Origin of the sequence: Sphingomonas psychrotolerans, assembly GCF_002796605.1 — a bacterium.
Classification (GTDB): Bacteria; Pseudomonadota; Alphaproteobacteria; order Sphingomonadales; family Sphingomonadaceae; genus Sphingomonas; species Sphingomonas psychrotolerans.
The window spans coordinates 238,215-252,050 of the sequence record NZ_CP024923.1; the positions used below are offsets into that span (position 1 = coordinate 238,215).

Here is a 13,836-nt window from a genome sequence, read left to right on the forward strand (position 1 = left end):
GTCCGCGTCGTTCAGGCGTTGACGAGGGCGTCCACCGCGGCCTGAAGGATATGCGCAGCGGCCATGTTGTCGATCATCCCGGCGCGGCGGGCGCGGCTGAAATCCTGTTCGATGAGGGTGCGTTCCACCGCGACGGTCGACCAGCGCTCGTCCCACAGCAGGATCGGCAGGCCCATATCGTCGAGGTTGCGGGCGAAGGCGCGGGTGGACTGGGTGCGCGGACTATCGCTGCCGTCGAGATTGAGCGGCAGGCCGATGACGAGGCCCTTCACTTGCTGCGCCGCGATCAGCTCGGCGAGCGCTGCCTTGTCTTTGGTGAACTTGGTCCGGCGGATCAGCGACGCCGGGCTGGCGAAGCTCCAGCCGGCGTCGCACAACGCGGTGCCGATCGTCTTCGTCCCCACATCGAGCCCGAGCAGGCGTCCGCCGGCGGGCAGCACGACGCGGAACTCGGCGGGGGCGGTGGTGATCACTTCTTGTACGCCGCCAGCCGGCGCTCGGCGTCACGGCGCACATTCGCCCAGAACAGGCTGTAGTCGAACACGTGATAATTGTTGCCCGGCAGGACATACTGGCCGAAATCGGGCGGACTAGCGCCGATCGTCAGAAAGCCGCGGCCTTCGCAACGCGCCGGGACGCGGCCGATCACCAGCTGCGCGGACTGGAAGTTGGTGTCCGGGATCAGCGTGCCGAGATTGGCCTCCGCCGGCGCCGAATCGTCGGGCTTGCCGGTGATCGGGTTGGTGCAGACCATCGGCGTCCCCGCGCGCGGCTGGCCGGTGAAGCCGGTGGTCGCGTCGAAGGTGTCGACGATCAGCGCCGGATCGGCGGGCTCGGAGAAGCTCTGCCATGACAGGATGCACCCTGCCGCATCGGCACCCGCGCAGGCGGGGAGCCCCATTTTCGGGAGATCGGCCGAAACCGAGACCGGCCAGCCGACGACATAAGCAGCGACGATGCGCTTCGCGATCGGCTTTCCGGCGACCCGATCGACGAGCAGCCGCGAGAGATGGAGCGCGCCCTGGCTGTGGCCGGCGAGGAGGATCGGGCGGTCGCCCGCCTCGATCACGAACTGGTCGAAGGCAGCGAGCACGTCGCGATAGGCGAAATCGAGTGCCTTCCCGGCGCTCGCCTTGCTGGTGAGGAAGGCGCCGAAGGTCGCCTGGCGATAGCGGGGCGCCCAGATTTCGCCGACCGAATTGAATGCGCTCGCCTGACCGCGCAGGAACAAGGCGGCGCGGTTGTTGGCATCCTGATTGTCGAGCGGTGCATTCCACGTCTGCGTGTCGAGGAACGAGGTGGGATGGACGAAGAACACCGCTGCCGCGGGCTTTGCCGCGGGCTGATAGCCGGCCGGAGTCCACAATGCAGGGTTGCCGGGTTTGTCGGGGCGCGCGATCCACATGTCGCCGCGGGCATAAGCGGCGCGATCGGGCGGGGGCAGCGCCGCCACTTCGCCGCCGGGCACCATGAACTGGCGCATCAGCTGCACGGCATAGAAGCGATAGGCAAAGGCCCCGGCGAGCACGAGCACGATCAGGACGACGATGAGATAGAGGAACTTCCGGGCCAAGCCCAATCTCCATGTGCCGCGCGACAGAAGCCGGGAGCGTTGCAATCGCAGTCCCGTGGCGCAGGGTCGGGAAGGATGCAACTGCATTGACGGGAAGGCGCTGCCGAAGGATGCTCGCGAAGGGGAGGGCGGCCCGATCGGCACAGCTCACGAAACGCGCAGCCTTTGCGCATGCCGTGCGGCGACTTTTGCGCCAGACCCCTGATCTGTTCCTCGACCGGAGAATCGCCAGTGCAGACCGACGAAGCCATTGCCGGGGACGGGGCTCCTGCCGAAGGAACATGGGTGGCGCGGCCGCTGATCCTCGCCGCGATCGGGCTTGCCGCGGGGCTCTGCGTGCATCTGATCCTCGGCAGCGGCTATCACAGCCATCTTTCGACGATCGAGGCCGCCACGCTGACCGGCGTGGTGCTGGTCGCGGGGCTCGCCGGCTTCACGCTGGAGCGCCGCTTGTGGTGGGCGTCGATTCTGTTCTCGGCGGCGACCGCGCTGATCGGCGCGCTGATCGTCGGGTGGAGCGGCTCGCCCGAGGACTGGAGCGTCGGCGAAGGCTGGCGGATGGTCAGCCTGCTGCTCGCCGTCGCAATCGCGGCGCCGCTGTTCCAGGCCGCGCGGGACGAGGGAGCGCGCCGTTTCCCCTATCCGGTGGTGCACGATCATGCCTGGACCAACGTGGTGCTGTTCGGCGCGTGCTGGGTCTTCGTCGGCATCGTGTTCGCGCTGGCGTGGCTGCTGGCGATGCTGTTCGATCTGATCAAGATCGATTTTCTCAAGGAGCTGCTCGAGAAGGACTGGTTCTGGCGTTCGCTGATCGGGCTCGCTTTCGGGGCGGCTTTGGGTCTGCTGCGCGAGCATGACGGCGTGGTGCGGCTGCTCCAGCGGGTCGTGGCGATGGTGCTCGCGGTGCTGGCGCCGGTGCTTGCCGTGGGGCTGGTGCTGTTCGTGCTGGCATTGCCCTTCACCGGGCTGAACGCACTCTGGGAGGCGACCAAGTCGACCACTCCGATCCTGTTGTTCTGTGTGGTCGGCGCGCTGATTCTCGCCAACGCGGTGATCGGCAACGCGCCGGGGCAGGAGCGGCGCTTCCCGCTGCTGCGCTATGGCGCAATGGCGCTGGCGGCGGTGATGCTGCCGCTGGCGGTGCTCGCCGCGGTCGCGATCTCGCTGCGTACCGGGCAGTACGGCTTCACCCCCGAGCGGCTCTGGGCAGTGGTGTTCGTGGCGATCGCCTGCCTGTGGGCGGCGGCCTATCTGGTCGCGCTGGTGCGGGGCAGGCGCGACTGGGCCGCACGGGTGCGGCCGCTGAACCTCGCGCTCGCGTTCGTGGTGTGCGGCGTGGCGCTGGTGCTGGCGACGCCGCTGGTGAGCTTCAACGCGATCTCGACGCGCGATCAGTTGGCCCGGCTAGAATCGGGCAAGGTGACGCCCGAGCAATTCGATTGGCGGGCCTTGGCGTTCGACTTCGGCCAGCCCGGGCGAACTGCGCTCAAGAAGCTGCAGGCATCGACGAATGCGGTGATCAAGGCGCGGGCGAACGAGGTGGCCAGGGCCGAGATGCGTTGGGACGTGAAAGATACCGGCCAGCAGGCCAGGAACCGCGCCGAAGTTACGGCCAACACGCGGATGCTGCAGCCGGGTGCCACACTGCCCGAAGGGCTGCGCGAGAGGATGGCGCAGGGGCATAACTGTACGCGCGAGCAGAAGTGCGGCGTGCTGCTGATCAGCGAAAGCGAGGCGCTGGTGTTCGAGGACGGCTGCTTCGCTGCGCCGAAGCCAACCCCCGCGAGGGCATCGCCCCCGCCGCCCGTTCGCATCGCCTGCCGCGACGGCATCCGTTATCGCCTCGAAGATGGCAAGTGGGAGCAGGGGAGCTCCCTGCGCGCGACAGGCGCGGAGGACGATCAGGCGATTTCGGCTGGCTACGCAGCTGGCAAAGTCGAGATCCGGACCGTGCCGCGCCGACAGGTCTATGTCGGCGGCGTGCCGGTCGGCGATCCATTCGAATAGCAATGCTTGAAGGGTGAGGGCGCGGCTGATAGTCGCGCCTTCATGTCCGTAGATACTGCAACCGTGAAGAAGGTCGCCAGCCTCGCCCGGATCGCAATCAGCGATGCCGATGCCGAGCGCCTCGCGCCAGAGCTCAACAACATCCTCGGCTGGATCGAGCAGCTAAGCGAGGTCGACACCGCGAATGTCGAGCCGACCACTGCCGTGATCCCCAACACGCTGCGTCTGCGCGAAGACGTGGTGACCGAGGGCAAGCAGCGCGACGCCGTTCTCCAGAATGCACCGCAGGGCGAGCATGGCTTCTTCACCGTGCCGAAGGTGGTCGAATGACCGACGTTACCGATCTCGGCATCGCGCAGCTGCGCGACGGCATCCGCATCGGCAGCTTCTCGGCGCGCGAAGTCGCCGATGCGTTCGTCGTCAAGGTGAGCCGCGCCAAGGCGCTCAATGCGTTCATCGTCGAAACTCCCGACCATGCCATCGCCGCGGCCAAGGACGCCGATGCCGCGCGCGCCGCGGGCGAGACGCTCAAGCCGCTCGCCGGCGTGCCGATCGGGATGAAGGATCTGTTCGCCACCAAGGGGGTGCAGACCACGGCGGCGAGCCATATCCTCGAAGGCTTCAAGCCGGTCTACGAATCGACTGTGTCGCAGCGGCTGTGGGATGCCGGCGCGGGGATGCTCGGCAAGCTCAACATGGACCAGTTCGCGATGGGCTCGTCCAACGAGACCAGCTATTTCGGCAACGTGATTTCGCCGTGGCGGCGCGGCGGCGGTGACAATGCCCCGCTGGCACCCGGCGGTTCGTCGGGCGGTTCCTCGGCGGCGATCGCGGCGCGAGTCGTTCCCGGCGCAACCGGCACCGATACCGGCGGCTCGATCCGCCAGCCCGCGGCGTTCACTGGCATTTCGGGCATCAAGCCGACCTATGGCCGCTGCTCGCGTTGGGGCGTGGTGGCGTTCGCCTCGTCGCTCGATCAGGCGGGGCCAATGGCGCGCTCGGTCAAGGATTGCGCGATCCTGCTCGAGAATATGGCTGGCTTCGACCCCAAGGACTCGACTTCGCTCGAGCTGCCGGTGCCCAAATGGGAAGCGAACCTTTCGGGGAATCTGCGCGGCAAGAAGATCGGCATTCCCAAGGAGTATCGCGTCGACGGCATGCCCGCCGAGATCGAGGCCCTGTGGCAGCAGGGCATCGACTGGCTGAAGGATGCCGGGGCCGAGATCGTCGAAGTGAGCCTGCCGCACACGAAGTATGCGCTGCCGGCTTATTACATCATCGCGCCGGCCGAGGCTTCGTCGAACCTCGCGCGCTATGACGGCGTGCGTTACGGTCTGCGCGAGCTGGCCGAGGGCCAGAATCTGCAGGACATGTACGCCGCCACGCGCGCCGCGGGCTTTGGCGACGAGGTCAAGCGCCGCATCCTGATCGGGACCTACGTCCTCTCGGCGGGCTTTTACGACGCCTATTACACCCAGGCGCAGAAGGTGCGGACGCTGATTGCACGCGATTTCGAAAATGCCTGGACCTATTGCGACCTGCTGCTGACCCCGACTGCGCCGAGCGCGGCGTTCGCGCTCGGCGACAAATCGGCCGATCCGCTGGCGATGTATCTCAACGACGTCTTCACCGTGCCGAGCAGCCTCGCGGGGCTGCCGGCGATGTCGGTGCCCGGCGGGCTCGACAAGGGTGGGCTGCCGCTGGGTTTGCAGATCATCGGCAAGCCGCTCGACGAACAGGGCGTGCTCGACGCGGGGCTGGCGATCGAGGAGCGCGCAGGCTTTACGGCGCGGCCGGAGAGCTGGTGGTGAGAATCGGCATGGCGCTGCCCCGCTGAACGCGGAGCCGTCGCCGGGTCCATGTGCGTAGCGGCGTGTCGATCCAGCGCGTCGCTGCCCATGCGGCAGCGAGCGTGACGAGGACGAGCGCCACCATGCCCGGGACTCCCGACGCGCCGATACGCTCCGCGGAGAAGATCATCGCTGCCAGCTGTATCACCGGCTGGTGGAGCACGTAGATTCCATAAGACACCCCTCCGAGCCCTGCGCCGATGCGGCGGGACAGCGGCGTGGTGCGTGCATTTGCGCCGAGCAGCACGAGCAGGGGGAAGAGCAGGATAGCGGCGAGAAAATCATATGCCGCGCCGAACGCGAGCGCTGTCCCCGGCGCGAACGCCGCGAGCAAGGCGAGGCCGATGAGCCAGTCCGGCAACGCGACGCGGACCGGCAGGCGGCGATGTAGCAGGGCAAGCGCCACGCCGGCGAAGAAGCCGTAGAGCACGCGAAAGCCGCCGCCGACGAAATCGCTCCACCGCGGCCCGGCATCGAGCGATCCGAGCTCCTGCACCGTGCAGGCCAGCAGCAGCGCGCCGGTCAGCAGGAGGGCCGGAAGCAATGGCCCCCGCAGCCGGAAGGCGACGAGCGCGAGGAGCAGATTTGCGAGCAGCTCCCAGAATAGCGACCACGCCGGATAGACGAAGGGGAAGAGATTCGGTCCTGTTGCCGGATCGGGCGGGGCGGGGAGGAACAGCAGGTTCGCCCCGAGCGTCACTGCCCACGTGCCCGCCTGCGCGCCGTTCACAAGCGCGATCGCCGCGGCGAAAAGCGTCGCCAGCAGATAAAGCGGATAGAGCCGGATCAGCCGATCGATCAGAAAGCGACCTCTGCCCTGTCCTTCCGACAGGCGCGGCCACCACGCCCGCGCGAGCACGAATCCGCTGAGCACGAAGAACAGGTCGACCGCCAGATAGTCGCGCGGCAGGAAGGCGACGACGTCGCCGGGCCACGGAAAATGCCGCGTCACGATCGCCAGCGCCGCCAGTCCGCGCAGGAGATCGAGTGCGACGAGGCGGTCGGTCGGCGGCGCGTCCATCGTGGTCGGGCGTGCCATAAAGGCAGTTAACAAAGCGGTGGCAAGGGTGCTGGCGGCGAAGGCCCGCCTCGTGCTAGCGGGGGCCGCATGAGTGATTCCGCAGTTTCCAGCTACCGCATCAAGGGCGACACCGGCGAGTGGGAGGTCGTGATCGGCCTCGAGGTCCACGCGCAGGTCACCTCCAACGCCAAGCTCTTCTCGGGCGCATCGACCGAGTTCGGCGCCGAGCCCAACAGCCAGGTGTCGCTGATCGATGCCGCGATGCCCGGCATGCTGCCGACGCCCAACAAGGAGTGCATCCGCCAGGCGGTGCGCACCGGCATGGCGCTGGGTGCGGTGATCAACAAATATTCGCGGTTCGACCGGAAGAATTATTTCTACGCCGATCTGCCGCAGGGCTATCAGATCAGCCAGCTCTACCACCCGATCGTCGGCGAGGGCCGGATCGAGATCAGCCTCGACGAGAAGGACCCCGAAGCCTTCACCAAGGAAATCGGGATCGAGCGCATCCATATCGAGCAGGACGCCGGCAAGCTGATGCACGATCAGCATCCGACGCGCAGCTATGTCGATCTCAATCGCGCCGGCGTCGCGCTGATGGAGATCGTCAGTCGCCCGGACATGGCTTCGCCCGCCGAAGCAGGGGCTTATGTCAAGAAGCTGCGCTCGATTCTGCGCTATGTCGGCTCGTGCGACGGCAATATGGAAGAAGGCTCGATGCGCGCCGACGTCAATGTCAGCGTGCGCAAGCCGGGCGACGAGCTCGGCACGCGGACCGAGACCAAGAACGTCAATTCGGTGCGCTTCGTGATGGCGGCGATCGAATACGAGGCGCGCCGCCAGGTGGAAGTGCTCGAGAGCGGCGGGCGGATCGTCCAGGAGACGCGGCTGTTCGATCCCGATCGCGGCGAGACGCGGTCGATGCGCTCGAAGGAAGACGCGCACGATTATCGCTATTTCCCCGATCCCGACCTGCTGCCCTTGGTGCTCGACGATGCGTTTCTCGACGCCTGTCAGGCGAGCCTGCCCGAATTGCCCGACGCCAAGCGCCGCCGCTACGAGAGCGATCTCGGGCTGAGTGCGTACAACGCCGCGGTGCTCACTGCCGACGCCGATACCGCGCGCTGGTTCGAGGCGCTGCTGGCCGAGTCGGCGCGGGTGCAGGCCAAGGGCGAGCAGGAAGTCGCGCGTCCCGCGGCCAACTGGCTGATCTCGGACCTGTACGGCGCACTCAATCGCCTCGGCAAGGATCTCGATGGCAGCCCGGTCAGCCCGGTACAGGGCGCCGAATTGCTGGCTTTGGTCGCCGACGGGACGATCTCGGGGCCGCTGGCCAAGCAGGTGTTCGAGATCATGCTCGAGACCGGCGACGGCGCCGCGAAGATCGTCGAGGATCGCGGGCTCAAGCAGACCAGCGACACCGGCGCGATCGAGGCAGTGATCGCCGACGTGCTGGCCAAGAACCCGAACCAGCTCGAGCAATATCGCGGCGGCAAGGAAGCCTTGTTCGGCTTCTTCGTCGGCCAGACGATGAAGGCGATGGCCGGCAAGGCCAATCCCGCGGTGGTCAACGAGCTGTTGAAGAAGGCGCTGGCGGGTTGAGATCTTGCGAGCGACCGGCCCTTCCTTCTACCGTCATCCCGGCGGAAGCCGGGACCTCGAGCGAGGGTCCGTTCGCTAGCCGCCTGAGATCCCGGCCTTCGCCGGGATGACGTGGAGGATGTGGATGCGTTGGGTCGCTGCATTTCTGCTGACGCTGCTGGCGCTTCCGGCGTTCGCGCAAACGCCGGTTGCGGCGCCGGCTAATCCCCGCGTCGCAGTCGAGACGACCGCCGGCCGCTTCGTCGTCGAGGTCTATGCCGACAAGGCGCCGATCAGTGCGCGCAATTTCCTGCGCTATGTCGATCAGAAGCGGCTCGACGGGATCAGTTTCTATCGCACGGTGAAGGTGCAGGACCGGTTCGGCTTCGTCCAGTTCGGCGTGCAGAACGCGCCGGCGAAAATGCTCGCGCCGATCAAGCACGAACCGACCAGCCAGACCGGCATCAAGCATCTCGACGGCACCCTCTCGATGCCGCGGCTGGCGCCCGGCAGCGCGCGCGGCGAGTTCACGATCATGCTCGGCGATCAGCCTTCGTTCGACGCCGATCCAGCCAAAGCCGGGGACAATCTCGGCTATGCCGCGTTCGCCCGGGTGATCGAGGGCATGGACGTGGTCCTCAAGATCTTCGACGCACCGACCTCGCCGACCAAGACGCTGCAGGGTAGCTTCAAGGGCGAGATCCCGGAGACGCCGGTGAAGGTGCTGACCGCGCGGCGGGTAACCGGCTAGTCGATTGCGGGGCGCTCGCGGCGAGCGCCCCGCCGCACCTCAGGCGCGCTTTTTGGTGGTCATGGATTTGCGCGCGTTGCGCGCATATTCCTCGAAATTGCGCTTGAACACGCCGACCAGCTCGTCGAGCGCCGCGATCGAATCCTCGCCCTCCTTGGGCGGGAACAGCTTGAGGCCGTTGCCGCCCCACGCTTTATATTCATAATCGATCTTCTGATCGTTGCCGAACTCGCGGAGCATGAACAGCGTTTTCAGCGAGCGGCCATACATGATGTGCTTCGAGTAGAAGACGTCGGCTACGATCAGCTCGGAATAGCAATTTGCAGTCGAATCCGAGCGACGCGTCTTCACCTTGTTCATCGTCTTGCGCTCGATCGGCGTTTCGTGACGGACCAGGACGGTGCCGGGCTTCAGATTGATCAATGCCTGAAGATCCAGCGCCTGCAGTGCGTCGAGCTGCGAAGGGCTGTCCAGCGCACTGGCGAGCTGCGCCTTGTTGCCGGCATCCTTCTTGGCGTTCAGCGCCGCCCCGACGAGGCCCCCGAGCAATCCGGTGGTCGTGGAGTTCATTCGCTCGGCCGGCCAGAGGTGAAGTTCGCAAGGCGCTGCGCCGGCATCCTGCGCGGCCGCGCCGGGCGAGGCGAGCAGCGCGACGCCGCCGGCGAGTATCGCCGTGAGATAGGCAAGCTTGATCATGATGGGTCCCCCGTTGAAGAAATCGTGTGCGCGCGTGCGCCTATTTGCCGCGCTTGCCCTTGGCGGGTTTGTTCAGCGCCTCGGCGAAGCGCGTGAGATTGGCGACATAGGCGCTTTTCAGATCGTCGCTCGCCGCCTTGCGATCGACGCCTTCCTTGGGCGGGAAAAGCTTGAGCGGCGTCTTGACCCAAGTGCCGAACACCCGCACCGGCGTCACGGCGGGCGCGACACCATCGCCGAAATCGCGGTAGCGCAGCGAGCTTTTGAGTTGGCTGCCGAAGAAGACGTCCTGTTGCAGGAACACGTCGTCGACGATCAGTTCGGCATAGCAGGGCGCGCCGTCGGTGGTGAGCCGTCCGGGCGTGGTCCGGATCTCGCGGCTGGTGAGCGGCTGGGGATGGACGATCAGCCGGTAGCTGTGGAGACCGATGATTCCCTGCGGCTGGGCGCGGTCGAGCAATTCCGTTTGCGAGGCGGCGCCCAGCGGGTCGGGCGGCACCTCCGGATACCCGTCGCGCCCCGTCACCGCGCCATTGACGATGCCCCCGTGAATCCAGCCTTGATAGACCGAATTGAGCTCGCCGCTCGGCCAGACATGAAGCTCGCATCCGCCAGGCGCCGCTTCGTGCCCGCGCGCCGCGTTCGCAGAAAAGCCCGCGACAACAGCCGCGAGCAACAATGCACGTCGAAACACCCTGTCTGCCTCCCCCAAGGCTTGCCCGCCGCGACTATATCCGGCCGGTCGAGTGAAGCAATCCCCGAGATGTCATGAGGCGGGGCTCACCGCGCGCGCTTGTCGAGATAGAGAAACGCCGGGTCGAATTCGGCGACGCGGCGCAGTCCGGCAAGATCGGCGATCGCCACGCGGCTGCTGCGGAACTCGACGAGCTTTCGCTCGCGCAATTCCTTGAGCACGCGGTTGACGTGGACCGAAGTGAGCCCGAGGCATTCGGCGAGATCGACCTGAGTGAGCGGCAAGGCAAATTCGTGTTCGGTCGCGAGGCCGACGATGCCGAGCCGAACCTGAAGCTCGCAGAACAGATGCGCAGCGCGCTGGAGCGCGCTGCGCCGGCCCAGCGAGACTTCCCATTCGCGGTGAATCGCCGCGTCGAGATTGGTCGAGAACCAAAGCACCCGGGCGAGATGGGGGTGCTGTTCGGTGATGCGCTTCAGCCGCTCGTGCGGGACTTGCACGATTTTGGCCGGTGTCAGCGTCATGACGTTGTGATCGAGATGCTTGAGCGTGAAGCTGTGCAGATCGGCGAAGTCGCCGGCTACGTGGAGCTCGGTGATCTGGCGTTCGCCGTCACTGAGATCCTTGTAGCGGCACAGAATGCCTTCGAGCAGCAGCGTCGAACGATCCAGCTCCTTGCCCGCCGTGATGAAAGTGTGATCCGCGGGATAATGGAGCACTTCGCCCAGTGCGTCGTACAGCGCCTGTTCCTCCTCCGCGCTGATATCGTCGCGCGCGCGCAGTTTCATCAGGTGCTTGTCGATCATGTGCCCTCCGGATCGCGCGACAACGCGGTCTCAGGCCATCGGTTGCCCGGGGCTGATACCCGGATCGCCGCCGGGGTGCGGGTCAGGCACGTCCACGTCGGGGGCGGGCGGAGAATATTCGGGGGGCGGGGTGGTCGGCTGCGCGGGCTGCGGGGTGCCGGGATTTTCCGAAGGTGTGGGCTCGGGATTGGCGGGAATCGGCGGTTCGACGGGCATCAAGGGTCTCCTGCTTTGCTCCTGAACGCCGCGCGGGGCCTGCAAGTTGCTTCACGGCCTTGCCCCGGCACCCATGACTGCTATAGAGCCCGCCGACCGGCGGTGCCCCTGCGGGCGTGGCGGAACTGGTAGACGCGCCAGATTTAGGTTCTGGTATCGAAAGGTGTGGGGGTTCGAGTCCCTTCGCCCGCACCAGCACCGCCGCTCTTGATCAGCGTCCCGGCGCCGCGATCCCATTCTAGTTGGAAGCCTGAAGAATGCAGACTGTCGAGACGTTGAACGAAGGCCTGAAGCGGGCCTACACGCTCAAGATCACCGCCAAGGACATCGACAAGAAGGTCGATGCCGAAGTGAAGCGGGTCGCTCCGCAGATCCGCATGCCCGGCTTCCGCCCCGGCAAGGTTCCCGCCAATCTCGTGCGCAAGATGCACGGCGAGGCGATCGCGCAGGACGCGCTCAACAACTCGATCCAGGAAGGCGTGCAGAAGCTGCTCGTCGAGCACAAGCTGCGCCCGGCGATGCAGCCGTCGGTCAGCCTCGAGGGTGATTATGCACCCGGCGCCGATGCCGAGATCAAGGTCGAGCTCGAAGTGCTCCCTGACGTGCCGACTCCGTCGATCGACGGCCTCAAGCTCGAGCGTCTGACTGTCCCCGCCGACGATGCCGCAATCGACGAGCAGCTCCAGCAGCTCGCCAGCAACCAGAAGGGCTGGGACGACGCCCCGGCCAAGCACAAGGCCGCGACCGGCGACCAGGTCGTGATGGATTTCGTCGGCAAGACCGCCGACGGCGTGGCGTTCGAGGGCGGCACCGGCGAGGGCATGGCAGTCGAGATCGGCTCGGGCCGTCTGATCCCGGGCTTCGAGGACCAGCTGGTCGGCGTGAAGGCCGGCGACGAGAAGACGATCAACGTCACTTTCCCCGAGGATTATGGCTCGAAGGATCTCGCCGGCAAGCCCGCGACCTTCGACCTCAAGATCACCGCAGTGAAGACCGCCGGCGAGACGAAGATCGACGACGATTTCGCCAAGCAGCTCGGCCTGCAGGATCTCGAGCAGCTCAAGGGGCTCTTGAAGGGGCAGATCGAGCAGCAGCTCAATGGTCTCACCCGCACCTATATGAAGCGCAAGTTGCTCGATCAGCTCGCCGCAGGTCATGACTTCCCGGTGCCGCCGTCGATGGTCGAGGCCGAGTTCCAGCAGATCTGGCACCAGCTCGTCCACGAGACCGAGCATGAGGCCGATCCGGCCGCGGCGCTCGCCGAGCTCGAATCCGAGCGCGACGATTATTTCAAGATCGCCGAGCGCCGCGTGCGCCTCGGCCTGCTCCTCTCCGAGATCGGCACCGCCAACGGCGTCGAGGTCTCGCAGCAGGAAATGAGCCGGCTGGTTGCGCAGGCTGCCCAGCAATATGGCCCCGAGGATCGCCAGCGCTTCATCCAGTATGTCCAGCAGGAGCCGATGGCGGCCGCCCAGCTGCGCGCGCCGTTGTTCGAGGACAAGGTCGTCGACTATCTGTTCGACAAGGCCGAGATCAGCGACCGCGAAGTGACTCGCGAGGAGCTCGAAGCCGCGATCGAGAGCGACGAGGGCTTCGACACCGGCACGCACACTCGCGATCACGACAATCACAAGCCCAAGGCCAAAAAGGCTGCGGCCAAGAAGCCGGCCAAGGCCGAGGCTGCCGCTGACGAAGCCAAGGCCGAGGAGCCGGCCAAGAAGGCCGCCAAGCCCAAGAAGGTCGAGAAGGCCGATATCGAGCCCGCAGCGCCCGGCGACGAACTCGTCGAGGCCGAGCCGGTGAAGAAGGCGGCGACCAAGAAGGCGCCCGCCGCGAAGGCCGAAGCCGCGGAAGAGGCTCCGGCCAAGCCCGCCAAGAAGGCGCCGGCGAAGAAGAAGGCCGACTAAGCCTTCTGGCTCCAGAAAAGTATCGGGCCCGCCGCTCCACCCCGGAGCGGCGGGCCTTGCTTTTCAGCTCAGGCGAAGACTTCGGCCAGTTGCCCGGTTCCGAGCTTCCGCTGCGCTTCGGCGATGCTGCAGAGCATGATGATCGCGACGACAGCGACGGCAATGTCGGCGGCGGACTGAAACCATAGCGGTCCGGTGCCGGCGTCCGGCCCTGCGGCGATACGCAGGATGGTGGCAAGGAAGCCGTGGCCGAGCCAGAGCGCCCACCACGCCCCGACCAGTCCATTGCCGATCGTATAGTCGCTTTCGCCGTGGCTGGCGTTCCACAGCTCGCGCATGCCCTGATACGGCTTCACGAAGTTGGCGATGGGCACCGCGAACCACCAGATCCGCGATCCCGGAGTGAATTCCAGATCCTGGTATCCCGCTTCGACCAGATTTCGGCCCGCCACGTAGATCCAGCGGCCGAAAACGGCGTAGGTCAGCAGCGTGAATACCGACACTGCGAAATCGACCTGGGAGGCGATTGGGACCACATTTTCCATATAGCCTTCGGGAAACAGCGCCGCGGCCAGCAATATGATTGGCGTTGAAAGCGCTTCGAGCGCCACCATCGCGGCGACGATCAGCGTCAGGATCCGAAGATCGCGTATTCCCATTGCTTTCCCCCTTGCGATGCCGGAATGATCGCCGCGGGGATGGGGAAAAGTCAAAGAACAAATATGTCGAACGGT

14 protein-coding genes and 1 tRNA gene are annotated in these 13,836 nt (G+C 66.1%); 7 read left to right on the forward strand and 8 right to left on the reverse strand.

Annotated elements, in window-relative coordinates; translation table 11 throughout:
• Positions 1–11: 11 nt before the first annotated feature.
• Together ruvX and CVN68_RS01115 are read right to left on the reverse strand one after the other, a co-directional pair.
• The gene (gene ruvX / locus CVN68_RS01110; RefSeq protein WP_100280576.1) at positions 12–473 is read right to left on the reverse strand and encodes a Holliday junction resolvase RuvX; all 462 of its coding nucleotides are present in this window, start codon (positions 471–473) and stop codon (positions 12–14) included.
• Positions 470–1,573, reverse strand: a complete 1,104-nt coding sequence (locus CVN68_RS01115) for a DUF3089 domain-containing protein (RefSeq protein ID WP_100280577.1) — start codon at positions 1,571–1,573, stop codon at positions 470–472. The genes ruvX and CVN68_RS01115 overlap by 4 nt, the downstream gene beginning before the upstream one ends.
• Before the next feature lie 231 nt (positions 1,574–1,804).
• Between CVN68_RS01115 and CVN68_RS01120 the strand changes: the two genes are divergently transcribed.
• Genes CVN68_RS01120 through gatA form a run of 3 tightly spaced genes read left to right on the forward strand, consistent with a single transcriptional unit; the run spans position 1,805 to position 5,391 of the window.
• Positions 1,805–3,580 carry a DUF4153 domain-containing protein gene (locus CVN68_RS01120; protein WP_233503503.1) on the forward strand — a complete coding sequence of 592 codons (1,776 nt, stop codon included), beginning with the start codon at positions 1,805–1,807 and terminating at the stop codon, positions 3,578–3,580.
• A 42-nt stretch (positions 3,581–3,622) separates the two neighbouring features.
• Entirely contained in the window at positions 3,623–3,910 is a 288-nt protein-coding gene (gatC, locus tag CVN68_RS01125) for an Asp-tRNA(Asn)/Glu-tRNA(Gln) amidotransferase subunit GatC (RefSeq protein WP_100280579.1), read from the forward strand.
• Positions 3,907–5,391, forward strand: a complete 1,485-nt coding sequence (gene gatA / locus CVN68_RS01130) for an Asp-tRNA(Asn)/Glu-tRNA(Gln) amidotransferase subunit GatA (RefSeq protein ID WP_100280580.1) — start codon at positions 3,907–3,909, stop codon at positions 5,389–5,391. Before gatC ends, gatA begins: the two co-directional genes overlap by 4 nt.
• Here gatA and CVN68_RS01135 read toward each other — a convergent pair.
• Positions 5,363–6,469, reverse strand: a complete 1,107-nt coding sequence (locus tag CVN68_RS01135) for an acyltransferase family protein (RefSeq protein ID WP_100280581.1) — start codon at positions 6,467–6,469, stop codon at positions 5,363–5,365. The two genes, gatA and CVN68_RS01135, sit on opposite strands and share 29 nt — an antisense overlap.
• Positions 6,470–6,538: 69 nt before the next feature.
• On the opposite strand from CVN68_RS01135, the gene gatB reads away from it, so the two are divergent.
• A complete protein-coding gene (gene gatB / locus CVN68_RS01140) occupies positions 6,539–8,053 on the forward strand; it encodes an Asp-tRNA(Asn)/Glu-tRNA(Gln) amidotransferase subunit GatB (RefSeq protein WP_100280582.1) in 1,515 nt (504 codons plus the stop codon).
• 118 nt (positions 8,054–8,171) lie between these two features.
• Positions 8,172–8,783 carry a peptidylprolyl isomerase gene (locus CVN68_RS01145; protein WP_100280583.1) on the forward strand — a complete coding sequence of 204 codons (612 nt, stop codon included), beginning with the start codon at positions 8,172–8,174 and terminating at the stop codon, positions 8,781–8,783.
• 39 nt (positions 8,784–8,822) lie between these two features.
• On the opposite strand, the gene CVN68_RS01150 is transcribed toward CVN68_RS01145, so the two are convergent.
• From CVN68_RS01150 to CVN68_RS01165, 4 genes are all read right to left on the reverse strand, one after another.
• A complete protein-coding gene (locus CVN68_RS01150) occupies positions 8,823–9,479 on the reverse strand; it encodes a hypothetical protein (RefSeq protein ID WP_100280584.1) in 657 nt (218 codons plus the stop codon).
• A gap of 40 nt (positions 9,480–9,519) precedes the next feature.
• A complete protein-coding gene (locus CVN68_RS01155) occupies positions 9,520–10,155 on the reverse strand; it encodes a hypothetical protein (RefSeq protein ID WP_100280585.1) in 636 nt (211 codons plus the stop codon).
• A gap of 104 nt (positions 10,156–10,259) precedes the next feature.
• The gene (locus tag CVN68_RS01160) at positions 10,260–10,979 is read right to left on the reverse strand and encodes a Crp/Fnr family transcriptional regulator (protein WP_100280586.1); all 720 of its coding nucleotides are present in this window, start codon (positions 10,977–10,979) and stop codon (positions 10,260–10,262) included.
• Between the two features lie 30 nt (positions 10,980–11,009).
• Positions 11,010–11,195, reverse strand: coding sequence for a hypothetical protein (locus CVN68_RS01165; RefSeq protein WP_100280587.1), 186 nt, complete (start codon positions 11,193–11,195; stop codon positions 11,010–11,012).
• 110 nt (positions 11,196–11,305) lie between these two features.
• Here CVN68_RS01165 and CVN68_RS01170 point away from each other — a divergent pair.
• A tRNA-Leu gene (locus CVN68_RS01170) sits at positions 11,306–11,390 on the forward strand.
• A 62-nt stretch (positions 11,391–11,452) separates the two neighbouring features.
• On the forward strand, positions 11,453–13,102 hold the full coding sequence (tig, locus tag CVN68_RS01175) for a trigger factor (RefSeq protein WP_100280588.1): 1,650 nt from the start codon (positions 11,453–11,455) through the stop codon (positions 13,100–13,102).
• A 68-nt stretch (positions 13,103–13,170) separates the two neighbouring features.
• Here the strand turns inward: tig and CVN68_RS01180 are convergent, their stop codons facing one another.
• The gene (locus CVN68_RS01180) at positions 13,171–13,761 is read right to left on the reverse strand and encodes a DUF4328 domain-containing protein (RefSeq protein ID WP_100280589.1); all 591 of its coding nucleotides are present in this window, start codon (positions 13,759–13,761) and stop codon (positions 13,171–13,173) included.
• Positions 13,762–13,836 lie beyond the last annotated feature (75 nt).